The 24,456-nt window shown below is 69.2% G+C and carries 18 protein-coding genes; 10 read left to right on the forward strand and 8 right to left on the reverse strand.

All coding sequences use genetic code 11. From position 1 onward, the window contains the following. Positions 1-241 precede the first annotated feature (241 nt). From ACFWP5_RS33565 to metH, 3 genes are all read right to left on the reverse strand, one after another. A complete protein-coding gene (locus tag ACFWP5_RS33565) occupies positions 242-1,846 on the reverse strand; it encodes an ABC transporter substrate-binding protein (protein ID WP_384165209.1) in 1,605 nt (534 codons plus the stop codon). Between the two features lie 418 nt (positions 1,847-2,264). Then, positions 2,265-2,960, reverse strand: a complete 696-nt coding sequence (locus tag ACFWP5_RS33570) for an HAD family hydrolase (RefSeq protein ID WP_384165212.1) — start codon at positions 2,958-2,960, stop codon at positions 2,265-2,267. A 149-nt stretch (positions 2,961-3,109) separates the two neighbouring features. Beyond that, positions 3,110-6,625: a methionine synthase gene (gene metH / locus ACFWP5_RS33575; RefSeq protein ID WP_384165215.1), complete on the reverse strand. Its 3,516-nt coding sequence runs from the start codon at positions 6,623-6,625 to the stop codon at positions 3,110-3,112. 340 nt (positions 6,626-6,965) lie between these two features. Here metH and ACFWP5_RS33580 point away from each other — a divergent pair, with 340 nt between their 5' ends. From ACFWP5_RS33580 to ACFWP5_RS33600, 5 genes are all read left to right on the forward strand, one after another. Beyond that, a complete protein-coding gene (locus ACFWP5_RS33580; protein ID WP_384165218.1) occupies positions 6,966-7,739 on the forward strand; it encodes an IclR family transcriptional regulator in 774 nt (257 codons plus the stop codon). A gap of 379 nt (positions 7,740-8,118) precedes the next feature. Next, positions 8,119-8,898: an MIP/aquaporin family protein gene (locus ACFWP5_RS33585; RefSeq protein ID WP_384165221.1), complete on the forward strand. Its 780-nt coding sequence runs from the start codon at positions 8,119-8,121 to the stop codon at positions 8,896-8,898. A gap of 83 nt (positions 8,899-8,981) precedes the next feature. Next, positions 8,982-10,520, forward strand: a complete 1,539-nt coding sequence (gene glpK / locus ACFWP5_RS33590) for a glycerol kinase GlpK (RefSeq protein ID WP_384165224.1) — start codon at positions 8,982-8,984, stop codon at positions 10,518-10,520. A gap of 9 nt (positions 10,521-10,529) precedes the next feature. Then, positions 10,530-12,146 (forward strand): FAD-dependent oxidoreductase, encoded by a 1,617-nt coding sequence (locus tag ACFWP5_RS33595; RefSeq protein WP_384165226.1) that lies wholly within the window; start codon positions 10,530-10,532, stop codon positions 12,144-12,146. A 140-nt stretch (positions 12,147-12,286) separates the two neighbouring features. Continuing rightward, positions 12,287-12,847 carry an SMI1/KNR4 family protein gene (locus ACFWP5_RS33600; protein ID WP_384165229.1) on the forward strand — a complete coding sequence of 187 codons (561 nt, stop codon included), beginning with the start codon at positions 12,287-12,289 and terminating at the stop codon, positions 12,845-12,847. A gap of 6 nt (positions 12,848-12,853) precedes the next feature. On the opposite strand, the gene mtnK is transcribed toward ACFWP5_RS33600, so the two are convergent. From mtnK to ACFWP5_RS33620, 4 genes are all read right to left on the reverse strand, one after another. Then, complete coding sequence (gene mtnK / locus ACFWP5_RS33605; protein WP_384165232.1) at positions 12,854-14,014, reverse strand: S-methyl-5-thioribose kinase; 1,161 nt, start codon at positions 14,012-14,014, stop codon at positions 12,854-12,856. 22 nt (positions 14,015-14,036) lie between these two features. Beyond that, complete coding sequence (locus tag ACFWP5_RS33610) at positions 14,037-15,083, reverse strand: ABC transporter permease (RefSeq protein ID WP_384165235.1); 1,047 nt, start codon at positions 15,081-15,083, stop codon at positions 14,037-14,039. Positions 15,084-15,348: 265 nt separating this feature from the next. Next, complete coding sequence (locus tag ACFWP5_RS33615) at positions 15,349-16,878, reverse strand: sugar ABC transporter ATP-binding protein (RefSeq protein WP_384165238.1); 1,530 nt, start codon at positions 16,876-16,878, stop codon at positions 15,349-15,351. Beyond that, positions 16,865-17,962, reverse strand: a complete 1,098-nt coding sequence (locus tag ACFWP5_RS33620; protein WP_384165241.1) for a substrate-binding domain-containing protein — start codon at positions 17,960-17,962, stop codon at positions 16,865-16,867. The genes ACFWP5_RS33615 and ACFWP5_RS33620 overlap by 14 nt, the downstream gene beginning before the upstream one ends. A 571-nt stretch (positions 17,963-18,533) precedes the next feature. Between ACFWP5_RS33620 and ACFWP5_RS33625 the strand changes: the two genes are divergently transcribed. Genes ACFWP5_RS33625 through mtnB form a run of 3 tightly spaced genes read left to right on the forward strand, consistent with a single transcriptional unit; the run spans position 18,534 to position 20,469 of the window. Beyond that, positions 18,534-19,133: an acireductone dioxygenase gene (locus tag ACFWP5_RS33625; RefSeq protein ID WP_384165244.1), complete on the forward strand. Its 600-nt coding sequence runs from the start codon at positions 18,534-18,536 to the stop codon at positions 19,131-19,133. Continuing rightward, a complete protein-coding gene (gene mtnC, locus ACFWP5_RS33630; RefSeq protein WP_384165247.1) occupies positions 19,130-19,855 on the forward strand; it encodes an acireductone synthase in 726 nt (241 codons plus the stop codon). Before ACFWP5_RS33625 ends, mtnC begins: the two co-directional genes overlap by 4 nt. After that, the gene (gene mtnB, locus ACFWP5_RS33635; protein WP_384165250.1) at positions 19,852-20,469 is read left to right on the forward strand and encodes a methylthioribulose 1-phosphate dehydratase; all 618 of its coding nucleotides are present in this window, start codon (positions 19,852-19,854) and stop codon (positions 20,467-20,469) included. The genes mtnC and mtnB overlap by 4 nt, the downstream gene beginning before the upstream one ends. Positions 20,470-20,558: 89 nt before the next feature. Here mtnB and mtnA read toward each other — a convergent pair whose 3' ends face one another. Continuing rightward, on the reverse strand, positions 20,559-21,590 hold the full coding sequence (gene mtnA / locus ACFWP5_RS33640; RefSeq protein ID WP_384165253.1) for an S-methyl-5-thioribose-1-phosphate isomerase: 1,032 nt from the start codon (positions 21,588-21,590) through the stop codon (positions 20,559-20,561). A gap of 309 nt (positions 21,591-21,899) precedes the next feature. On the opposite strand from mtnA, the gene ACFWP5_RS33645 reads away from it, so the two are divergent. Both ACFWP5_RS33645 and ACFWP5_RS33650 read left to right on the forward strand, forming a co-directional pair. Further along, complete coding sequence (locus ACFWP5_RS33645; protein WP_384165256.1) at positions 21,900-22,952, forward strand: BMP family ABC transporter substrate-binding protein; 1,053 nt, start codon at positions 21,900-21,902, stop codon at positions 22,950-22,952. Continuing rightward, entirely contained in the window at positions 22,933-24,456 is a 1,524-nt protein-coding gene (locus ACFWP5_RS33650; RefSeq protein ID WP_384165259.1) for an ABC transporter ATP-binding protein, read from the forward strand. The genes ACFWP5_RS33645 and ACFWP5_RS33650 overlap by 20 nt, the downstream gene beginning before the upstream one ends.

Consider the following 24,456-nt stretch of genomic DNA (forward strand, 5'->3'; position numbering starts at 1 on the left):
GGTTGGCGCGGGCGCTTTGGCTTTCTCTGATGCCTGCCTTAATGGGGGAGGGGGCGCCCCTTCCTGACAGGGGCGCCCTCTCCGCATGTACGGGACCGGGTCAGCCCTCGCCGAGTTCCCGGAACCTGAACACCGTCAACAGGCCGATGGCCAGTCCCGCCGCGTTCGGCAGGACTGGCCACTGGTTGAGCTTGTTCACCGCACGTGCCTTTGGATCGTCACGTGCCGGCGGTCGGGGCTGTCAGTTGCCCACGCCTCGGCCCAGCTCCCAGAGCTGGAGGGTCGAGGAGGAGTTGAGCACGTACGCGGTGCCCGTGACGTCGTCGCGGGCGGCGACGTACTGCTTGCCCTGCCACAGCGGGATCAGCGGGACGTCGGTGGCGACGATGTCCTGGATGGCCGTGAGGCTCTTGGAGGCGGCGAGGCGGTCGGCCTCGCGGCGGGACTCCGGGATCAGGGTGTTCATGATCTTGGGGTTGGCGTACGGCGAGCCGAGGGTGTTGTCCTTGTCCAGGAACGGCGCGAGGTAGTTGTCGGCGTCGGGGAAGTCAGGGAACCAGCCCATCCCGTAGACGTCGTACTTGCCCTTCTGCTCGGCCGGGCGGAACGTCGACCAGGCGGTGCCCTGGATGCTGACGTCGAACAGGCCGCTGTCGTTGAGCTGCTTCTGCAGCTGCTGGAACTCTTCCTTGGTGGCCGAGCCGTAGTGGTCGGTCGTGTAGTGCATGGTCAGCTTCACCGGGGTGGTGATGTTGGCCTTGACCATCGTCGACTTGGCCTTGGTGACGCTCGGGTCGCCGTACTTGTTGAAGAACGAGTTCGAGTGACCGGTGATGGTCGCCGGGACCATCGAGTAGAGCGGCTCGGCCTCGGTGCCGTAGACCTTGGAGACGAGTTCGCCGCGGTCGATGACCTGGGCCATCGCCTCGCGTACGGCCTTCGACTGCACGCTCGGGGCATCGGTGTTGAAGCCCAGGTAGCGGATTTCGAGGCCGGGCATCTCGACGAGGTCGATGTTGCCGTCCGTGGCGGCGCCGAGCTTCTCGATCTGCTCGGGCGACATGGTGCGCGTCATGACGTCGATGTCGCCCTTGGACAGCGCGCTGCCCATGGCGGTGGCGTCCGCGAAGGAACGCATCTCGACCTTGCTGTTGTTCACCTTCAAGGCCCCCTTGTAATTGGGGTTCTTGGTGAAGGTGGCCGTGGTGATCGCGTCGCCCTTCTTGGACACCGAGAGGGTGTACGGGCCGGAGCCGTCCACGGCGAAGCCGTCGCGCAGCTTGTCCTTCTGGTAGTCGTCCGGATTCACGATGCCGGCGACGGGAGTGGACAGCTTGTACGGGAACGTGGCGTCGGCCGTCTTCAGATGGAAGATGACCTCGCTGTCGCCCTGGGTCTCGATGGTGTCGACGGTCGACATCAGGGCGAACACGCCGCTGTCGGCCTTGATGCGCATCGCGCGGTCGATGGAGTACTTCACATCTGCCGCGGTGATCTTGTTGCCGTTGGCGAACTTCAGACCGTCGCGCAGGGTGCAGGCGTAGCGCTCGTTGCCGGTGTCGGTGAAGCCGCACTTCTCGGCGGCCTCGGGCACCGGGTCGCCCTCGCCCTTGGGCTGGATCATCAGGGTCTGCACGGTCTGGCGCAGGATGTTCCAGGTGCCGACGTCGTAGGCGTAGGCGGGGTCGAGCGGCGCTGGAGCGTCCTTCGTCGCCTCGAACCGGTCCGTGGTGCCGACGACTATCGCATCGTCACTGGAACTCCCGCTGCCGGAGCCGCCACACGCGGCGAGCACCGGCGCGAGCAGGCCGACGACGGCCGGCAGCACCAAAGTCTTGCGGTTCATGCTCGAGTTTCTCCAGAGCTGTTCGAGTCCGTGTACCCGGCATGCATGGGGTGGTGATGCCGATCACGGGGGTAAGGGCGATGTTCTCGCGTTGAGATTAGTCCGGACCCGCACGGGGGTTCGCGGCCACCGTAGTTGAGTTCCCATCACGCAGCGGAACCGGCTGTGGACAGACCGAAAACCCGCCGAGGGAAGGATTAGTGCAGGGTTTCACCAATCGGGACACAAGGGTGCGTGATCGGCCTCAGAAATGGGGTGAACAGCACAGGGCGAGGACGATGTCGACCCTCCGGCGCGTGGGGAACCTCACACCCGTCAACTCGGTTGGGCAGTACCGGAATTCGGCCGGTCGACCACGCCCGAATTCCTTTCCCATTGGACTTTGCACGCTCGGTGAACGGCTGGCGCATTTCCGTCATCAGTCGGCCATCAGTCCGCGCAGAAATGCCAGGTCGACGACTTCCAGCGAGGTCACGACGGTGCGCCGGGCGGCCGCGGCGATGGGCGCCACGGACGGCACGGCCACCACCAGGCAGCCCGCCGCCTCCGCCGCCGCGACACCGGTCGCCGTGTCCTCTACGACGGCACAGCGGGCCGGGTCGACGCCGAGTCCGGCGGCGGCGAGCAGATACGGGTCGGGGTACGGCTTGGTGCGCGCCACCTCGTCGCCGGCGACCGTCAGCGCGAAGTGCTGGGGGCCGAGCGCGGTCAGGACGCGGTCGATGATGCGCCGGTGCGAGGCGGAGACCAGGGCCGTCGGGATCTCGTACTCCGCCAGCTCGGCCAGGAGTCTGGCGGCGCCCGGCATCAGCGGCAGGCTCCGCCCGATGCGGTCCTCGAAGCCCGCGTTGAGCAGGACGGACAGCTCGGCGAGGGTGATGTCGGCGCCGGTGGCCTCGATCAGGAAGCCGGCGCTGCGGGTCATGGGGCCGCCGACCACGACATGGCGCCAGGAGTCGTCGAGGGTGTGTCCGAGGGCGGCGAAGACCTCGACCTCGACCTCCCACCAGAAGCCCTCGGTGTCCACCAGGGTTCCGTCCATGTCGAGGAGTACGGCCTGCAGAGCTGAGCCTTCGGCCGTACGGGTTCCGAGCGCGGGGACCGTGCTGGTCATCCTGGCGCACCTCCTTGAGGGACGATCAGGCCGGCCGCCTCTTTTTCACAGAGAGGCGACCGGCCTGCGGTGGACCGACCAGTGTACGACTTATCCGATCAGCGTGCTTGTCCGTTCAGCGCGCCTGTGCATTCGGCGCGCTGGTTCGCTCAGCGCGCGTTGAAGTACTTCGCCTCCGGGTGGTGGATGACGATCGCGTCCGTGGACTGCTCCGGGTGCAGCTGGAACTCCTCGGACAGGTGGACGCCGATGCGCTCCGGCTCCAGCATGGCGGCGATCTTCGCGCGGTCCTCCAGGTCGGGGCAGGCGCCATAGCCGAGGGAGAAGCGGGCGCCCCGGTACTTGAGGGCGAACATGTCCTCGACGTCGGTGGGGTCCTCGCCGGCGAAGCCGAGTTCGGAACGCACGCGCGCGTGCCAGTACTCGGCAAGTGCCTCGGCCAACTGGACGGACAGGCCGTGCAGTTCGAGGTAGTCGCGGTAGGAGTTCGACTCGAAGAGCTTCGCGGTCTCCTCGCCGATGCGGTTGCCCATGGTGACGATCTGGAAGCCGACGACGTCGGTCTCGCCGGACTCCTCCGGGCGGAAGAAGTCGGCCAGGCAGAGCCGGCGGCCTCGGCGCTGGCGCGGGAACGTGAAGCGGGTGCGCTCGTTGCCCTGGTCGTCGAGGACGATCAGGTCGTCGTCCTTGGACACGCAGGGGAAGTAGCCGTAGACGACGGCCGCTTCGAGGAGGTTGTCGGTCTGGAGCTTGTCCAGGAGGCCGCGCAGCCGGGGGCGGCCCTCGGTCTCGACCAGTTCCTCATACGTCGGTCCGTCGCCGGCGCGGGCCTGCTTGAGGCCCCACTGGCCCTTGAAGAGGGCGCCCTCGTCCAGCCAGGACGCGTACTCCTTGAGCTGGATGCCCTTGATGACCCGGGTGCCGCGGAACGGCGCCTCGGGGATCGGGTTGTCCACGGCGACGTCGGAGCGGACGTGACCCTCCTCGGGGCGCTCCTCGACCTCCACGGCCGCGGTCGCCCGCACCCGGCGCTGCTTCAGCTCGGGCAGCTTCGCGCCGGGCACGCCCCGCTTGACGCCGATCAGGGCGTCCATCAGGCGCAGGCCCTCGAACGCGTCGCGGGCGTAGCGGACTTCGCCCTCGTAGATCTCGTGCAGGTCCTGCTCGACGTAGGCCCGTGTCAGCGCGGCGCCGCCCAGGATGACCGGGTAGTCGGCGGCCATCTTGCGCTGGTTGAGCTCCTGGAGGTTCTCCTTCATGATCACCGTGGACTTGACCAGGAGGCCCGACATGCCGATGACGTCGGCGCGGTGCTCCTCGGCGGCTTCCAGGATCGCGGAGACCGGCTGCTTGATGCCGAGGTTGACGACGTTGTAGCCGTTGTTGGACAGGATGATGTCGACGAGGTTCTTGCCGATGTCGTGGACGTCGCCGCGCACCGTGGCGAGCACGATGGTGCCCTTGCCCTCGGCGTCCGACTTCTCCATGTGCGGTTCGAGATAGGCGACCGCCGTCTTCATGACCTCGGCGGACTGGAGCACGAACGGCAACTGCATCTGCCCGGAGCCGAAGAGCTCGCCGACGACCTTCATGCCGTCCAGGAGTGTCGCGTTGACGATGTCGAGGGCGGGGCGGGTGGTCAACGCCTCGGCGAGGTCGGCCTCCAGGCCGTTCTTCTCGCCGTCGATGATCCGCCGCTTGAGCCGCTCGTCCAGCGGGAGGGCGGCCAACTCCTCGGCCCTGCCTGCCTTCAGGGACTTGGTGGTGGCGCCCTCGAAGAGGGCCATCAGCTTCTGCAGCGGGTCGTAGCCCTCGGCGCGGCGGTCGTAGATGAGGTCGAGGGCCGTCTGCACCTCTTCCTCGCTGAACCGGGCGATCGGGAGGATCTTCGAGGCGTGCACGATCGCCGAGTCGAGGCCCGCCTTCACGCACTCGTCGAGGAAGACCGAGTTGAGCAGCATGCGGGCGGCCGGGTTGAGGCCGAAGGAGATGTTGGACAGGCCCAGCGTGGTCTGCACGTCCGGGCGGCGGCTCTTGAGTTCGCGGATCGCCCCGATGGTGGCGATGCCGTCCTTGCGGGACTCCTCCTGACCGGTGCAGATGGTGAAGGTCAGGGTGTCGATGAGGATGTCCGACTCCAGGATGCCCCAGTTCGTCGTCAGGTCCTCGATCAGCCGCTCGGCGATGGCCACCTTGTGCTCTACGGTCCGCGCCTGGCCCTGCTCGTCGATGGTCAGCGCGATGAGCGCGGCGCCGTGTTCCTGAGCGAGCTGGGTGACCTTCGCGAAGCGGGACTCGGGGCCGTCGCCGTCCTCGTAGTTGACGGAGTTGATGACCGCGCGTCCGCCGAGCTTCTCCAACCCGGCCCGGATGACCGGGACTTCGGTGGAGTCGAGGACGATCGGGAGGGTGGAGGCGGTGGCGAAGCGGCCGGCCAGTTTCTCCATGTCGGCGACGCCGTCGCGGCCGACGTAGTCCACGCAGAGGTCCAGCATGTGGGCGCCCTCGCGGATCTGGTCGCGGGCCATCTCCACACAGTCGTCCCAGCGGCCGTCCAGCATGGCCTCGCGGAACTTCTTCGAGCCGTTGGCGTTGGTGCGCTCGCCGATCGCCATGTAGGCGGTGTCCTGGCGGAACGGGACCGTCTGGTAGAGCGAGGCGGCGCCGGGCTCGGGCTGGGGGTGGCGCTCGGTCGGGGTGGCCTCGCGGACCCGCTCGACGAGTTGGCGCAGGTGCTCGGGGGTCGTACCGCAGCAGCCGCCGACCAGGTTGAGGCCGTAGTCGTGGACGAAGTGCTGCTGCGCGTCCGCCAGGCCCTCGGGGTCCAGCGGGAAGTGGGCGCCGTCCTTGGTGAGGATGGGCAGGCCCGCGTTCGGCATGCAGAGCAGCGGGGTGCGCGAGTGGCGGGCGAGATAGCGCAGGTGCTCGCTCATCTCGGCCGGGCCCGTCGAGCAGTTCAGGCCGATCATGTCGATGCCGAGGGGCTCAAGCGCGGTGAGCGCGGCGCCGATCTCGGACCCCAGGAGCATGGTGCCGGTGGTCTCGAAGGCCATCGAGACCAGCAGGGGTACGTCGACGCCGGTCGCCTCCATCGCGCGGCGGGCGCCCAGGATCGACGACTTGGTCTGGAGGAGGTCCTGGGTGGTCTCCACGATCAGGGCGTCGGCGCCGCCGGCCAGCAGGCCCTCGGCGTTGGCCTGGAAGCCGTCGCGGAGGGTGGCGTAGCCGATGTGGCCGAGGGTGGGCAGCTTGGTGCCGGGGCCGATCGAGCCCAGGACCCAGCGCTGGCGGCCGTCGCGGGCGGTGAACTCGTCGGCGGTCTCGCGGGCGATGCGGGCGCCGGACTCGGAGAGTTCGTGGACGCGCTCGGGGATGTCGTACTCGGCCATCGCGGAGTGGTTGGCGCCGAACGTGTTCGTCTCGACGCAGTCGACGCCCGCGCCGAAGTACTCCTCGTGGACCGAGCGGACGATGTCCGGGCGGGTGACGTTCAGGATCTCGTTGCAGCCTTCGAGATTCTCGAAGTCGTCGAGTGTGGGGTCCTGTGCCTGGAGCATGGTGCCCATGGCTCCGTCGGCGACCACCACGCGGGTGGCGAGGGCCTCTCGGAGCGCGGACACACGGGTCCGGCTGTCGGCAGAAGGGGTCAGTGGCGACGAGGCCATGAAGGGGCTCCCTGGAGTGCGACGGCTGTCGGCTTTGCGGCTTCCCTGGGAACCTCTCACGGAACTCCCCGGGGAGCGTGCACGTCGCCAGGGTAACGGGGTCGGGCGGGAGGATGCTCAAGGCGTCCATGAGACGGACTGGCGTGGCGGAGAGGCGGACCGGGGTGACGGGCGGGTCGACGCCGTCTAGGTTCTCGCGACGAGTGGCGCCACAGGAGACGTGACAGGAATCGGCCGACCATTAGCGGGAGGTCGGCATGGACCGGTAGTGTTCGACATTGCCGAACGGCGGCAGCGACGTCGCGCGTCGACGGTCGAACGGGACGGAGGCAGTACGGCGATGGCACGGAACATCCAGTCGCTCGAACGGGCGGCCGCGATGCTGCGCCTGCTCGCGGGCGGCGAGCGACGGCTCGGCCTCTCGGACATCGCCTCGTCGCTCGGTCTCGCCAAGGGCACCGCCCACGGCATCCTGCGCACCCTCCAGCAGGAGGGCTTCGTGGAGCAGGACGACGTCTCCGGGCGCTATCAGCTCGGCGCCGAACTGCTGCGCCTGGGCACCACCTACCTCGACGTGCACGAACTGCGGGCCCGCGCCCTGGTGTGGACGGACGACCTGGCCCGCTCCAGCGGCGAGAGCGTGCACCTGGGAGTGCTGCATCAACACGGCGTCCTGATCGTGCACCACGTCTTCCGCCCCGACGACAGCCGGCAGGTCCTGGAGATCGGGGCCATGCAGCCGCTGCACTCCACAGCCCTGGGCAAGGTGCTGTCGGCCTACGACCCGGTCGCGCACAGCGAGGTCCTGGAGGCCGACCGCAAGCCCTTCACCGACCGCACGGTGTCCGAGCTGGCCGACTTCGAGCACGTCCTCGACGTCACGCGCGCGCGTGGGTACGCGGCCGACGTCGAGGAGACCTGGGAGGGCGTCGCGTCCATCGCCGCCCCCATCCACGACCGGCGGCGCATGCCGGTCGGCGCGGTCGGCATCACCGGCGCCGTGGAGCGGCTGTGCCGGTCCGACGAGGACGGCGCGCTGCGCCCCGAGCTGATCGCCGCGGTACGGGACTGCGCCCGCGCGGTGTCGCGGGATCTCGGCGCCGGACGGTTCTGACCAGTCCGGATTCACAGCAAAAGAGTCCGGGACGCCCAGGGGGCGTTCCGGTCTTAAGTCGTACCCTGGACGACAAAGTCGGCCAAAACGCCAAATCGCCACACACGGTGTCCACCTGGCTGCCGTCCGCATCGATCACGCGATCGATAGCCCACGGCAATCAATAACGATCGTGTTTTCAATAACAGCACTCTTGACGCGCCTGTAACCCCGGAGCAAGACTCCCGTCCATCGGTCGGCATTGTCGAACACCTACCGGCAATACGCGCTAGAGTGTGGCAACGCCAAAGGCCGGCATCGCTCTCACCCCCGAGGGCGCGCGAACTCCCGGCGGGACCCGGGGTTCGGCTTCCCTGGACGAAGGACAAAGGAGTCGCGGGTGTCCAGCTCCGACATCTTCATCGGCGAGACCATAGGTACCGCCGTGCTCATCCTGCTGGGCGGTGGCGTCTGCGCCGCCGTCACGCTGAAGGCCTCCAAGGCCCGTAACGCCGGCTGGCTCGCCATCGCCTTCGGGTGGGGTTTCGCCGTCATGACGGCCGTGTACATCTCGGGACCGCTCTCCGGTGCCCACCTCAACCCGGCCGTGACGCTCGCACTCGCCATCAAGGACGGTGGCTGGGACAACGTCCCGATCTACTGGGCCGGGCAGATGCTCGGCGCCATGATCGGCGCGACCCTGGTCTGGGTGGCCTACTACGGCCAGTTCCAGGCCCACCTCACGGACAAGGAGATCGTCGGCGAGCCGGCGGCCAAGTCCGTGGAGGCGGAGGAGAAGGGCGCGGGACCTGTCCTGGGCATCTTCTCCACCGGTCCTGAGGTCCGGAACGTGGTGCAGAACCTCGCCACGGAGATCATCGGCACCGTCGTCCTGATCCTCGCCATCCTGACGCAGGGTCTGAACGACAAGGGCAACGGTCTCGGCACCCTGGGCGCCCTGATCACCGCGTTCGTGGTCGTCGCCATCGGTCTGTCGCTCGGCGGCCCGACCGGTTACGCCATCAACCCGGCCCGTGACCTGGGCCCACGCATCGTGCACGCGCTCCTGCCCCTGCCCAACAAGGGCGGCTCCGACTGGAGCTACGCCTGGATCCCGGTGGTCGGTCCGCTGATCGGCGGCGCGATCGCTGCGGGACTCTACAACGTCGCTTTTGCTTAGAACCGGATGAGAACCGGACTTTCGAGCACTGAAGCAGCAGTAGAACCAGTCCTCATGACCACGGAACCCCTCAGGAGCACACAGTGACCGACGCGCACACCGCCGGACCGTTCATCGCGGCCATCGACCAGGGCACGACCTCCAGCCGTTGCATCGTCTTCGACCGGGACGGCCGTATCGTCTCCGTCGACCAGAAGGAGCACGAGCAGATCTTCCCGAAGCCGGGCTGGGTCGAGCACAACGCCACCGAGATCTGGACCAACGTCGAGGAGGTCGTCGCCTCCGCCATCGAGAAGGCCGGCATCACCCGCGACGACATCAAGGCCATCGGCATCACCAACCAGCGCGAGACGACTCTCCTCTGGGACAAGAACACCGGTGAGCCCGTCCACAACGCCATCGTCTGGCAGGACACCCGCACCGACGCGCTCTGCAAGGAGCTGGGCCGCAACGTCGGCCAGGACCGCTTCCGCCGCGAGACGGGTCTCCCCCTCGCCTCGTACTTCGCCGGCCCCAAGGCCCGCTGGCTGCTCGACAACGTCGAGGGCCTGCGCGAGCGCGCCGAGGCGGGCGACATCCTCTTCGGCACCATGGACAGCTGGGTCATCTGGAACCTGACGGGCGGTGTCAACGGCGGCAAGCACTACACCGACGTCACCAACGCCTCCCGCACCATGCTGATGAACCTGCACACCCTGGAGTGGGACGAGAAGATCGCCGAGTCCATCGGCGTCCCGATGAACATGCTCCCGGAGATCCGCTCCTCCGCCGAGGTCTACGGCGAGGTCACCGGCGGCAAGCTGGGCGACCTGCTCGGCGGCATCCCGGTCGCCTCCGCGCTCGGCGACCAGCAGGCGGCCCTGTTCGGCCAGACCTGTTTCGCCGAGGGCGAGGCCAAGTCCACGTACGGCACCGGCACGTTCATGCTGATGAACACCGGCGAGAAGATCATCAACTCCTACTCGGGCCTGCTGACCACGGTCGGCTACCGGATCGGCAACGACGCGCCGGTCTACGCCCTGGAGGGCTCGATCGCCGTCACCGGTTCGCTGGTGCAGTGGATGCGCGACCAGATGGGCCTCATCTCCACCGCCGCCGAGATCGAGACGCTCGCGCTCTCGGTCGAGGACAACGGCGGCGCCTACTTCGTGCCGGCCTTCTCCGGTCTGTTCGCCCCGTACTGGCGCTCCGACGCCCGCGGTGTGATCGCCGGTCTCACCCGGTACGTCACCAAGGCGCACCTCGCGCGCGCCGTCCTGGAGGCCACCGCCTGGCAGACCCGTGAGATCACGGACGCCATGACGAAGGACTCCGGCGTCGAGCTCACCGCGCTCAAGGTCGACGGCGGCATGACCTCCAACAACCTGCTGATGCAGACGCTCTCGGACTTCGTGGACGCCCCCGTGGTGCGCCCGATGGTCGCCGAGACCACCTGCCTCGGCGCCGCCTACGCCGCCGGCCTCGCCGTCGGCTTCTGGACCAGCACCGACGACCTGCGTGCCAACTGGCGCCGGGCCGCCGAGTGGACCCCCAACATGGACGCGGAGAAGCGCGACCGTGAGTACAAGAGCTGGCTCAAGGCCGTCGAGCGGACCATGGGCTGGCTCGAGGACGAGGAGTAAGAACCCCACATGACCAGTCAGTCCACCCTGCAGTCCGTGCCTGCCCTCGGTACGCACCCGGCCTCCGGCTCGAACCCGAGCCGGGCCGAGACCCGGGAGCAGCTCTCCAAGGCGACGTACGACCTCCTCGTCATCGGCGGCGGCATCCTGGGCATCTCCACCGCCTGGCACGCCGCGCAGTCCGGGCTGCGGGTGGCCCTGGTCGACGCCGGCGACTTCGCCGGTGCCACCTCTTCCGCCTCCTCCAAGCTTCTCCACGGCGGTCTGCGCTACCTGCAGACCGGCGCGGTGAAGCTGGTGGCGGAGAACCACTTCGAGCGCCGTGCGGTCTCCCGCCAGGTGGCACCCCACCTGGCGAACCCGCTCACGTTCTACCTCCCCGTGTACAAGGGCGGTCCGCACGGTGCGGCGAAGCTCGGGGCGGGCGTCTTCGCCTACTCCGCGCTCTCCGCGTTCGGTGACGGCGTCGGCCACCTCCTGTCCCCCGCCAAGGCGGCGCAGGACGTGCCCGAGCTGCGCACCCAGAACCTCAAGGCCGTGGCCGTGTACGGCGACGACCAGATGAACGACGCCCGCATGGCGCTGATGACGGTCCGCGCGGCCGTCGAGGCGGGCGCGGTCGTCCTCAACCACGCCGCGGTCACCGGTCTGCGCTTCACCCAGGGCCGGGTGACCGGCGCGGAGCTGCGCGACACGACCTCCGGCGACGAGTTCGGGGTGAGCGCCCGCCTGGTGCTCAACGCGACCGGCCCGTGGGTCGACCACCTGCGCAAGCTGGAGGACCCGAACGCGGCGCCGTCCATCCGCCTCTCCAAGGGCGCGCACCTGGTCCTGAAGCGCACCTCCCCCTGGAAGGCCGCGCTGGCGACCCCCATCGACAAGTACCGCATCACCTTCGCCCTCCCCTGGGAGGACATGCTGCTGCTCGGCACGACCGACGAGGAGTTCGAGGGCGACCCGGCGGACGTCTCGGTCACCGAGAAGGACATATCCCAGATCCTGGACGAGGCCGCGTTCTCGGTCCGCGACCAGCAGCTCTCCCGTGACCTCATCACGTACTCCTTCGCCGGTCTGCGCGTGCTGCCGGGCGGCCCCGGCTCCACCGCGAAGGCCAAGCGCGAGACCGTGGTGACCGAGGGCAAGGGCGGCATGCTGTCCGTCGCGGGCGGCAAGTGGACGACCTTCCGGCACATCGGCCGTACAGTCATGCAGAAGCTGGAGGCGCTGCCGGGCCGGCCGCTCGGCGAGGACTTCGAACCGATCTCCTCCCTCCCGAAGAAGCTGCCGCTGCCGGGCGTCGCCAACCCGCGCGCGGTCGCCCACCGTCTCCTGGTCGACAACCCGGCGCCGGGCCCGCGCATGGCGGCCGACACCGCCAAGCACCTGGCCACGCACTACGGCTCCCTGGCCTTCGACATCGCCCGCCTCGCCAACGAGAACCCCGAACTGCGCGAGCGCGTCCACCCCGACGCCCCCGAGATCTGGGCGCAGGTCGTCTACGCCCGCGACCACGAGTGGGCCGAGACCCAGGACGACGTCCTGCGCCGCCGCACCACCCTGACGATCCGCGGCCTGGCCACGGACGAGGTGCGGGCCAAGGTCCAGGACCTGCTCGACAAGAAGTAGGCGGTTCGGCTACAACGCCGGTCGCTACGGCGGCTTTTGCTACGGCGTCATTCGCTACGGCGTGAAAGGGGCGGTTCCCTGCTGAGGGGGCCGCCCCTTGCGCGTGCCCGGTTGTCAGTGCCGGGTGTTTTCATGGGCGTATGAACAACGATCAAGCTTCCGCCGAGGAACTCGCCGCGTTGCGGGCGGCGTTCGGCGTGGACGGCGACGGCGAGTCGGCGCTCGGCTGGGACGCGGTGCGCGCGTTCGAGGCGGAGCACGGGGTGGTGCTGCCGGAGCCGTACCGGACGTTCGTGGCGGAGATATCCGACGGATCGCTCCAAGGGCCGCCGGAGTACGGGCTGGTGGGGCTGGCAGAGTTGCCCGCCGACTGGGGCGACGGCGAGGAGGACCGGGACCCGAGCAAGCAGTTCCCGCTCGCGACGGGGTGGTTGTGGGAGGAGGACGACGGGCCCTACGAGGACCCGGACACGGTCGTCGAGCAGGTCCTCAACGACGGCTCGATCGTGCTCGGGACCGACGGCTGCGCGATGAACTGGCACCTCGTCGTCACCGGCCCCCAGCGGGGGCACATCTGGCACGTCACCGATGTGGGCGCCATGCCGTTCGGCGCGGAGTTCGGGTACACGACCTCCGCGCCCGGGTTCGCCGGCTGGGTGGCGCACTGGGCGGCCGGCAAGGAGTGGTTCGACGCGGAGTGACGCCTCTCAGACCAGCGCCTTGATGTGGTCCGGCGAGGTCAACTCCTCACGCCGCACGATCAGTTCACGGCCCAGCAGCAGCGCCCGCCGGGACGCCGGCGCCGGATCCGGCAGTGTCGTCAGGTCGGTCAGGTGGGCGAAGCCGATGATGCGACGGACGATCTCGGTGCCGGCGTAGCCGACGGAGTCGGTCCAGACGCGGGAGAGGAAGCGGTCGAGGTAGGCGTCGTCGAAGAAGGTGTCGACGCGGGTGGTCCAGAGCCGGCGGAACTCGGTCTCGAACGCCGTCCAGGAGAGCCGGAGTTGGTCGCCGTGGTCGGACAACGTGCCCAGCTCGCGGGCCCGTTCCTCCGACACCAGCACGTTGGCCCAGTACAGGCCGAGGTCGTAGCCGATCGGCCCGACGAAGGAGAACTCCGGGTCGAAGACCCGTACCACCGGGGCGCCTTCGCGCTCGCCGACCATGACGCTGCCGGTGTGCAGGTCGCCGTGGAGGAGGGCCTGCGCGCTGGTCATGAAGGTGTACCGGAGATCGGCGACCTCCGTGCGCAGCCGGGCGTCGGCACGGAACTCGGCGGCGAGGTCGGCCAACTCCGGGAGCCAGTGGTTGTGTTCGTGCTCGATGTACGGCTCGGAGAGCACCACGTCCTCGGTGATCTTGCACAGCTCGGGGCTCACCGAGGTCGCGATCAGCGCCTTGCGGTCGGCTGACTCCATGCCGAAGTCACTGGTCGCGAAGGCGAGTTGGGCGACGAACTCGCCGATCCGCGGCGAGGTGTCCGGGCCGTACGACGCGCCTTCGTTGAGGACCGTGCGCAGGACCTCCAGGTCGGACATGTCCTCCATGACGAGGGCGTAGTTGTCGGCGTCGTAGCCGTGGATCGCCGGGATCTTGTCGGGGGCGACGCGCGCGACCTGCTCGTAGGCCCGTGCCTCGGCGTCGGCGCGCTCGGGGCTCATCGGCCAGGAGGGACCGGCGACCCGCACCCAGGGCAACGCCTGCTTGACGGCGAGGCTGTGGCTGCCGTCGGCGTTCGAGGCGAGGAACACCCGGTTCATGTTGCCGTCCGACACCTCGCGGACGTGGATGTCGGTCACGTCCGCCCAGTGACCGCGCTCGTGCAGGTACGCCGGGATGTCGTCGGTCTCCAGGATGCGGTAGCCCATCGTACGAACTCCTCGAACTTCCTTATGCGGTGCGGCGCTTGGACAGGGTGAAGCTGAAGACCAGGGCGAGGATGAGGACCGCGCCCTCGACGACGTCCTGCGTGTAGTACGGCAGGCCCTTGATGGTCAGACCGGTGGTGATGATGCCGATGAGGACGGCTCCGAGGGCCGTGCCCCAGACGTTCGGGCGACCCCGGCCCAGCACGGAGGTGCCGACCAGCGCGACGGCCACGGCCTCCAGCAACTGCGAAGTACCGGCGGACACATCTCCCTGGCCGATCCGGGACGCCAGGATCAGGCCGCCGATCGAAGCGAGGACGCCGGAGAGGACGTAGGCGAGGGCCCGGTACGCGCCGACGCGGATGCCGGCCAGGCGGGAGGCCTCGGGGTTGGCGCCGATGGCGTACAGGACGCGGCCCCAGCGGGTGCGGGCCAGGAACACCCAGGCGACGACCGTCAGCGCGCCGAAGATCAGCACGGAGATGGGGATGCCGAGGAGGGTGCCGCGGTCGATGCGCAGGAAGCCGGCGGTGAACTTGCCGGGGGCGGTGCTGCCGTCGGACTGGGTCATGCCGGCGGAGATGGACTGGCCGTCGACCAGGATGAGTTTGGTGCCCTGGATGACGAACATGGTGCCGAGGGTGGCCAGCATGTCGGGGATCTTCATCACGACGATGAGCAGGGCGTTGAGCAGCCCGGCCAGCGCGCCCGCCGCGATCACGGCGAGGATCGCGACCGTGCCGACCTGGTTGTACGTCACCATCGTCTTCGCGGCGACGGTGACACCGAGCCCGGCGACCGCGCCGACGGACATGTCCATTCCGCCGACGGCCATGGTGAGGGTGACGCCGAGGCCGAGGATCGCGGCGACGGAGACGTACCGGAGGGTGTCGAGCATGGTCGCCGACTCCCGGAAGGAGCCCTCGCTCAGCGCGAAGTACAGGAAGAGCGCGACCGTGACGAAGATGAACCCGTACTTGATGACGGCGTTCTGGACGAGCACGGCGGTGGAGACGGCGGCCGGTGCCACTGCCTTCGGCGCGGCCTCGGAGCTCTGGGTGGTGGTCATGGCGTACTTCCTGCCGTGGCTTCGTACGGGGCGGACAGCGCGCGAACGCCACCGAGTTGGTCTGCGGGAATCACGTGAACGCCGCCGGACTGGTCGGCCGGCATCGGACGGACACCGCTGAATTGGTCTACGGGCATCACGGCGCCGCCGAACGGATCTGCGGGAATCGGACGGACGGCGCCGGACCGGTCAGCCGACATGACACGGACGCCCCCGAACGGATCTCCCGGAATCGGACGGACACCGCCGAAGTGGTCCGCCCGCATCACACGGACGCCGAGATGGTCTGGATCACGCGGTCGCGTTCCGCGTCTTCGCCGTACGCGTCGAGGTGGACCTCGCCGGCGGCCAGGACGACGACACGGTCGGCGATCTCCAGGACCTCGTCCACGTCGGCGGAGAGGACGAGGACGGCGGCACCCTCTGCGGCGAGGGCACGGGCCCGGCGGCCGATGTCGCGTCGCGCGCCGATGTCCACGCCTCGGAACGGCTCGTCCAGGATGAGGACGCGGGGTGTCTCGGCGAGCCAGCGGCCGACGACGACCTTCTGCTGGTTGCCGCCGGACAACTCCTCCACCGTGCTGTGCTCGTCGCGGGCGACGACGCCGAGGGCGTCGATGGTCTCGCGGCCGAGGGCGTCCTCCTTCGTCGTGTTCACGAGTCCGCCCCGGGACAGGGACTTGAGGAACGGCAGCGAGATGTTCTGGGCCACCGACCAGCCGGGGACGAGCGCGTCGGCGTGCCGGTCCTCGGGGACGAGGTGGACGCCGGCGCGGATCGCGTCGGACGGGCGGCGGGGTGCGTAGGGCTTGCCGTCGAGTTCGACCGTGCCGGTGGGGAATGGCTCGGCGCCGAACAGTCCCCGGGCGAGTTCAGTCTTGCCGGCGCCCAACAGGCCTACGACGCCGGTGACTTCACCGGCGCGCAGGTCGAGGTCGAGGGGTGCGCGGCCCTCGAAGAGGTGGACGCCGTGCAGGGCGAGTACGACATCCCCGTGCTCGCCGCTGCGCTGCGGGCGGGCGCTCGCCGCCTCGTGGGCCTGGGCGAGCATCGCGCGCAGGGCGCTGTCCCAGTCGAAGGGCTTGACCTGGTCGTCGGTGAGACCGCCGTCCCGCAGGACGACCAGGCGATCGGCGAGCGCGTCGATCTCGCCGAGGCGGTGGGAGACGTAGAGGACCGCGATGCCGTCGTCGCGCATCTTCTCGACGAGGGCGAAGAGCCGCTCCGCCTCGGCGGCGGAGAGTGCCGAGGTCGGTTCGTCGAGGATGAGCAGCCGGGGGCGGGTGGCGAGGGCGCGGGCCAGGATGAGCAACTGGCGGTCGGAGATGCCCAGTTCGGTGACGTCGCGGCGCAGGACCGTGTCGCCCCAGTCCAAGCCCAGCGCGGCCTGGATCTCGCGGGCGCGGGCCAGGACGCGGCGGCCGTTGAGGAACGGGTTGCCGCGGCGCTGCGCCAGCTCCTCGAAGACCAGGTTCTCGGCGACGGTGAGGCCGGGCACGATGCCCTCACCGATCCGCTGGTGGACCGTCTGGATGCCCAACTGCCGGGCTGCCAACGGGGATTGGAGAGCTGCGGGCTCCCCTGCGACCCGCACCTCCCCGCCGTGGTCCGTGTGCACGCCCGACAGGATCTTGATCAGCGTGGACTTGCCCGCGCCGTTCGCGCCGAGCAGCGCGACCACGCTGCCCGGTGCGATGTCGAGCGAGACGGAGGCCAGCACCGTCTTGCCGCCGAAGGCCATGCTGACGTCGCGGAGACTGACCGCGGCGTCAACCGCCGTGTCAGTGGGCGACATTGGGGATCCAGTCCGCGGTGCTCACCTTGGAGAGGTTCAGGGCGGGCAGGGCCGCGCGCAGCTGGTCCATGTTCTCGATCTTGTTCTTGCGCAGGAAGTCCTGGGTGATGGCGACGGCCGGGAAGTCGACCGAGGTCTTGTTCAACTGGCCCGCCAGCTCAAGGGCCGCCGTACGGACGACGGCCGCGCCGACCGCCGACGGGTCGGTGCCGGCCGTGGCGACCCACGGGCTGTTCGCGGCGGTCATGTTCTGGATGTCGGCGTTGGAGACGTCCGCGCCGAAGACCTTCACCTTGTCCTGGAGCTTCTTGTTCTGGACGGCGAGGACGGTGCCCTTGGCCAGCTCGTCGTACGGAGCGAAGACGCCCGCCACGTCGGAGTGCTGGGTGAGCGCGGCGGAGACCAGGGGAACGTTGTCGGTGGCCGTGGAGTCGGTGACCTTGCCGACCTTGAACTGCTGCTTCCAGCCGTTGGCGTCGACCGCGGTCTTCCAGACGGAGTTGCGCTTGTCGAGCGCCGCGTAACCGGCCACGTTGACGTAGCCGACCTTGGCGTTCTTGCCGACCGTCTTGGCCATCACGTCGAGGACGGCCTTCGCCATGCTGGCGTCGTCCTGCTCCGTGCTGATCACGGACTTGTTGGTCTGGTCGACGTCGTAGACGACGACCTTGATGCCCTTCTTCACGGCCTGGTCGATCTCGGGCTGGATCGTCGAGGGGAACCCGTGGTCGACGATGATCGCCTGCGCGCCGGAGTTGATCGCCGAGGACAGGTCGGTGGCCTGCTTGGCGTTGTCGGCCTGGGCGTCGTACACCGTCAGGTCGATGCCGAGGGCCTTGGCCTGCGCCTTCGCGCCGTTGCCCCACTGCTCGAAGTAGTCGCCGGCGCCGCTCTGCCGCACGAGCGCCACCTTGACCGCGCCCTTGCTGAAGGGGGCCGGCTTCTTGCCCGTGGCGGCCGAGGCCGAGGCGGCCGTGTCGTCGCTGCTCTTCGAGGCGTCCGTGGACTGCGAGCAGCCCGCCAGGAGGAGGGCGGAGACGGAGGCCAGCGAGAGCGCGGCGAGGGGGACGCGGGTACGGGACATGAGGGGCTCCTGGTGCGGGCTACTGCCGAGACGAGAGAAGGACGGAGTGCTCACCCGGAGCAGGGGGCGAAAACGCGCCATCGCACGAAAGGTGCGCCACCGCACGAACGGTGGGACAGGCGGCGGACGGCCCGCGATGCGGGGCGCTCCGATGGCTCCGGGTGTGGTCAGCGACAGCTGGCTGTGGTCGACCGGAGCAAGTCCACGTACAGCCGCCGCACGAGCAGCAGCGTCTTCATAAGGAGATCATGAGAATGTTTTCGGCCATTGGTCAAAGGGATGGAAGCGGTTTCTCAAAAGGTGAGACAACGACTACGTCACATCCGGTCCGTTCACCGACGGCGGTTACCATCACGGGACCGGCTCCCGACCCGGCACAGTGAGGCCCCGATGAAGACACTTCGCGCGACGACACCGCCCATGAGCTGCACGCGGCGCTGTCCCGACGCACGGTGTCCGGGCTGACCGGCTGTCCGCGACCGTCGCCCCGCCGCCCCTTCTTCTCCTTCTCCACCCGTCCGATGCTCGTCCCAGCATCCGGACATCCCTCCCACCTTTCGGAGTTGTTCCCATGACGCTGCTCACCACCTGGTCCGAGTCCGGCCCCGAGACCCTCGTGCGCCGCACCTCCGACCCCGTCGAGATCGCCGCCGCGCTCGCCCCGATCGGCGTGCGCTACGAGCAGTGGCCGATCCGTGAGGACGTCCCGGCCGACGCCGACAGCGACACCGTCTTCGCCGCGTACGGCCCGGAGATCGAGAAACTGAACGCCGAGGAGGGCTTCACCACGGTCGACGTCCTCGGTCTGCACCCGAGCGACGACCCGGAGTACCCGGCGAAGGCCGCGGGCGCCCGCGCGAAGTTCCTCCAGGAGCACACGCACGACGACGATGACGAGGTCCGCTTCTTCGTCTCCGGCTCGGGCATCTTCTACCTGCACGTCAACGGCGAAGTGAACGCCGTCTACTGCGAGAAGGGCGACCTGCTGGGCGTGCCGCGCGGCACCACCCACTGGTTCGACATGGGCACCGAGCCCGCCTTCACCGCGATCCGCTTCTTCCACGAGGAGGACGGCTGGGTCGGCAACTTCACCGGCTCGACCATCGCCTCGCGCTTCCCCGACTACGACACGATCGACGCGGGTTACCAGCGGGACAAGGCCGCCGCGTGACCTTGCGGTACACCGTGGACGCCGTGGTGCTCGACATCGAGGGCACCACGAGCGCCACGGGTTTCGTCGTCGACGTGCTGTACCCGTACTCGCGCTCGCGCTTCGCCGCCCTGCTCACCGAGCGGGCCGACGACCCCGCCGTGTCCCGGGCGATCGCACAGGTCCGCGAGCTGACCGGCGACCCGGACGCCGACGCCGTACAGATCGAGAAGACCCTCAACACCTGGCTCGACGAGGACCGCAAGGCCACACCCCTCAAGACCCTCCAGGGCATCATCTGGTCGGAGGGCTTCGCCCGCGGTGACCTCGTCTCGCACTTCTACGACGACGTCGTACCGGCCCTGCGCGCCTGGCACACGGCGGGCCTGCGGCTGTACGTCTACTCGTCCGGCTCGGTGGCCGCGCAGCGGGCGTGGTTCACCTCCAGCCCGGAGGGCGACCTCCTGCCGCTGGTCTCCGGTCTCTACGACACGGAGAACGCCGGCCCCAAACAGGAGCCGGAGTCGTACCGCCGTATCGCGGAGGCGACCGGTATCGAGCCGTCCCGGCTGCTCTTCCTCTCCGACCGGCCCGGTGAGCTGGACGCGGCCGTCGCGGCCGGATGGCACGCCGTGGGTGTACGGCGGCCGGGCGAGCCGTACTTCGAGCAAGGCGTCGGCGACCACGCGCAGGCGGGGGCGTTCGACGAGATCGGCATCACCAGTTCAAGGAGCACCACGTGACCAGCGAGATCAGTGACCTCGACCTGAAGGAGGCGGGGGCTCAACTCGCCGCCGAGTCCGCCCGGTTCGCCTCGTTCGGCTGGATGCGGGGGACCTCCGGTAACTTGTCCGTGGTGGTGGGCCGGGATCCGCTGCGGCTGGCGGTGACTGCTAGCGGGCATGACAAGGGTGAACTAACCCCTGACGATGTGGTGTTGGTGGACTCCGATGGTGCCGCCGTCCGGGGAGGTAAGCCGTCTGCCGAGGCCGAACTGCACGCTCGTGTCGCTGCGTTGACCGGTGCGGGGGCGGTCGTCCATGTGCACACCGTTGCGTCCGTTGCCATGGGGCGGCGTGCGCCGGGCGGGATCGTGTTCAAGGACGTCGAGATGCTCAAGGGTGTTGGGCAGCCTGCGCACGATGTCGAGGTGACCTTGCCTGTCATCGCCAACAGTCAGGACATGAAGGTGCTCGGGGATCGCTTGGAGGCGGCCCGGAATGCGCGGATGCCTGCCGTTGTCGTCGCCGGGCATGGGTTGTATGTGTGGGGGGCGGATGCGCGGCAGGCTCGGCATCACACCGAAGTGGTGGAGTGGTTGCTGGAGTTGGAGCTCAGCTCTCCGCGGGAAGCGTAGTCGTCAAACTGCGGGCCGGTGGGGGCTGGTCGCGCAGTTCCCCGCGCCCCTTTGGGGCGCGGGTGCTCGGCGCTACTTCAGACTCGCCGCTACTTCAAGTGGTCGGCCGGGAGTTCGCCCGCCGAGACCTCCAACACGCCCCGCTCCGTGACCAGTCCGGTCACCAAGCGGCCCGGCGTCACATCGAAGGCGGGGTTGTGGCCACGCGACTCGGCGGGAGCCGTTCGTACGCCCGACCACTCCAACACCTCGGCCTCGCCCCGGAGTTCGATGTGGATGTCGTCGCCGGTCTCGGTCGAGAGGTCGACGGTGGTCGTCGGGGCCGCCACCAGGAACGGGATACCGGCGTACGCGCAAGCCAGCGCGACGCCCACCGTGCCGACCTTGTTCGCGGTGTCGCCGTTGGCCGCGATGCGGTCGGCGCCGACGATGGCCGCGTCGACCTCGCCGCGCAGGATCGTGCCGGCGGCGGCACCGTCGGCCTGGACGTAGTGCGGGATGCCCTCCTGCACCAACTCCCAGGCGGTCAGCCGTGATCCCTGGAGCAGGGGACGCGTCTCGTCGGCGTAGACGACCTCCACCAGCCCACGCGCGTGCAGTTCGCGGATGACGCCGAGCGCGGTGCCCCACCCGGCGGTCGCCAGCGCACCCGTGTTGCAGTGCGTCAGAAGCCTCAACGGCCGCTCCACGCCCACCTTCCGGACCAGCCAGTCGGCGCCGAAGCCGCCCATCGCACGGTTGGCGGCGACGTCCTCGCGCTGGACGGCGGCGGCCTCTTCGAGGACCGCGTCGAGGCCCTCGTCGAAGCGGGTCATGACCCGGTCCACGCACACCATGAGGTTGACCGCGGTGGGCCGGGCCTCGCGGACGCGGGCGACGGCCGCGCGCACCTCGGCCTCGGTCCAGCCCTCGCGCTCGCCCTCGATGATCGCGAGCGCGACACCGTACGCACCGGCCGCCCCGATCGCGGGCGCGCCGCGCACCACGAGGCGCTGGATCGCGTCGACCAGAGTGTCCACATCGTGGACGTCCACCGTCTCGTTGCGATGCGGGAGCAGGGTCTGGTCGATGAGCGCGAGGCCGCTGCCGGTCCAGTCGACGGCGCGCAATTCCTTGGACATAACGGGACACTCCTGCTGTTCCGATGGTGTCGGACACCGTACATGACCTGGAAGAACCACAGTTCGAGACAGTCGAGCGGGTGTCTCAAAACGAATGTTAAAGTCCAGCACCCGCAGCCCGAAGGCCGAGACGAAGGAGGACGTGTGCTGCTGACCATGCGCCGTTTCCTCGATCACGGCCGCTGCGCGAGCGACTGCTGTCGACGCTGACCTGTCCCTCTCGCGTCCACTCCTCATCACCTCTCGTCTCACCATCTGGTCGCACGCGCTCCCGCCGGAGCGCGCCTTGCCGTACCCCGGAAGGTCCCCATGCTCCGCAGATCACGTCGCACCCTGCAGCTCGTCGCCGCCACCACGCTCATGGTCACCGCCGCCACCGCCTGCAACGCCGCCGCGAAGACCGACGCCTCGGACAGCGCGAGCGGCGGCAGCGGCAAGTCGTTCACGCTGGTCACGCCGGACGCGGTCGGGCAGAACGAGTTCCTGAAGCTCGCCGTCACCGGGGTGAAGGCCGCGGCGAAGACGCACAGCGGGACCGAGAAGGTCTACGAGTCGACGGACACCGCGTCCCAGCAGCAGAACGTGCAGGCCGCCGTGGACGCGAGCCCGAGCGTGATCGTGCTGGTCGGCTTCGAGTTCGCGGACATCGTGGCGCAGCAGGCGAAGGCGCGCCCGAAGCAGCAGTTCCTGATGATCGACGCGTGCACCACCAAGACGTTCAAGAACGTCACGTGCGCGGTGTTCCGTGAGCACGAGGGTGTCTATCTCGCGGGCGCCGAGGCCGGGTTGCTCAGCAAGAGCGGCAAGGTCGGCGCGGTGGACGTGCTCGACACTCCCCAATTCCGGCGCTACAGCGACCCGTTCGCGGCCGGTGCCAAGAAGGTCGCCGCCAAGACGTCCGCGTCGACGCGCTTCGTCGGCGGCCAGTCCCCGTTCGACGACTCGGCGCGCGCCAAGGAGCAGGCCAACTCCCTTCTCTCCAAGGGCACCGACCAGATCATGGCGGCTGCGGCGGCCGGCAACTACGGCGTCTTCGAGGCCGCGAAGGCCAAGGGCGCGTTCGCGTACGGCGTCGACGTCAACCAGTGCGTCTCCTCCCCCGGCACGGTCGTCGACAACGTGATCAAGAAGACGGACGTCGCCGTGGAGAAGGGCGTCGAGCAGGTCCTCGCGGGCAAGACGGGCACCTCCGTGTCGTACGGCCTGAAGGAGGGCGGCATCAGCCTCACCGGCCTTGAGGCGGGCGTCGACTCGTCGAAGTGCGTGATCGCCCAGCACAAGGACGTCCTCACGAAGGTGAAGGCACTGCGCGACCAGATCGTGTCCGGAAAGCTGAAGGTCGATGACCCGGCCGCCAGTTGACCCAGCGGTCGAGCTCCGGGGAATCACCAAGCGGTTCCCCGGCACGCTCGCCAACGACGCCGTCGACCTGACCGTCCACCGCGGCGAGATCCACGCCCTCATGGGCGAGAACGGCGCCGGCAAGTCCACCCTCATGTCGGTCCTCTACGGCATGGAGCGTGCCGACGCCGGGTCGATCCGGATCGACGGGCGCGAGGTGACGTTCGGCGATCCGAGCGCGGCGATGGCCGCCGGGCTCGGCATGGTCCACCAGAGCTTCAAGCTGTTCGACTCGCTGACGGTCGCCGAAAACGTCGTCTACGCCGCCGAGCCGCGCCGTTTCGGCCTGGTGGACCGGGCCGCCGCCCGCCGCCGGGTGCGTGAGCTGGCCGAGGAGCACGGGCTCGCCGTCGATCCGGACGCCCGGGTCGGCGACCTGCCGGTCGGACTGCGGCAGCGCGTGGAGATCCTGAAGCTGCTGCATCGCGGCGCCCGCACGCTGATCCTCGACGAGCCGACCGCCGTGCTCACGCCCGCCGAAGCGGACGCCCTGTTCGCGGTCCTCAAGTCGCTGGCCGCGCAGGGTCGTACGGTGATCCTTGTCACCCACAAGCTGCGCGAGGTCCTCGAAGGCAGCGACAACGTGACCGTGCTGCGGGACGGCCGGGTGGTCGCCCGCCTGGTCACCGTGGACACCTCCGCCGACGAGATCGCCGCCGCGATGACCGGCCGCGCGGTCGACCTGGACCGTGTGCACGCGCCCGGCACCCCCTCTGACGTGGTGCTGGACGTGACGGACCTCACCACCGACTCCGTCCACGGAGTGGGGCTCACTGTCCACGCCGGGGAGATCGTCGGCATCGCGGGCGTCGCCGGCAACGGCCAGAGCGAGCTGATCGAGGCCCTGGCCGGGCTACGGCCGGTCGCCTCCGGCCGGGTCACGCTCAAGGGCCGGGACATCACCCACGTCTCGGCGACCGAGCGTCGTGCGCAGGGCCTCGCCTACGTCCCCGAGGACCGGCACGCGGTCGGTACGGCACCGGCGGCGTCCGTCGCGGACAACCTCGCGATGGGCCACCATCGAACGTCCCTCTCCACCAAGGGACTTCTGCCGCCCGCGGCCGTACGCGCCCACGCCGGGCGGCTGATCGAATGCTTCGGCATCAAGGCGGCCACCCCCGAGGTGCCCGCCTCCGCACTGTCCGGCGGCAATCTGCAGAAGCTGCTGATCGGCCGCGAACTCGCCCACGAGGCACCGCTGTTGCTCGTCGAGCAGCCCACGCGCGGGGTCGACATCGGCGCCATCCAGAACATCCACGACCAGATCGTCGCCTACCGCGACGCCGGTCACGCCGTCCTCCTCGTCTCCGCCGAACTGAGCGAGATCCGGGGGCTCGCGGACCGGGTCCTCGTGATGTACGAGGGCCGGGTCACGGCGACGTACACGAAGGACGAGGCGGACGAACGGGCACTGGGACTCGCCATGGCGGGCGGGGCCACAGCGCCGACGGAGGCCGTCGACTGA

Source organism: Streptomyces sp. NPDC058469, assembly GCF_042721125.1.
Lineage (GTDB): Bacteria > Actinomycetota > Actinomycetes > Streptomycetales > Streptomycetaceae > Streptomyces.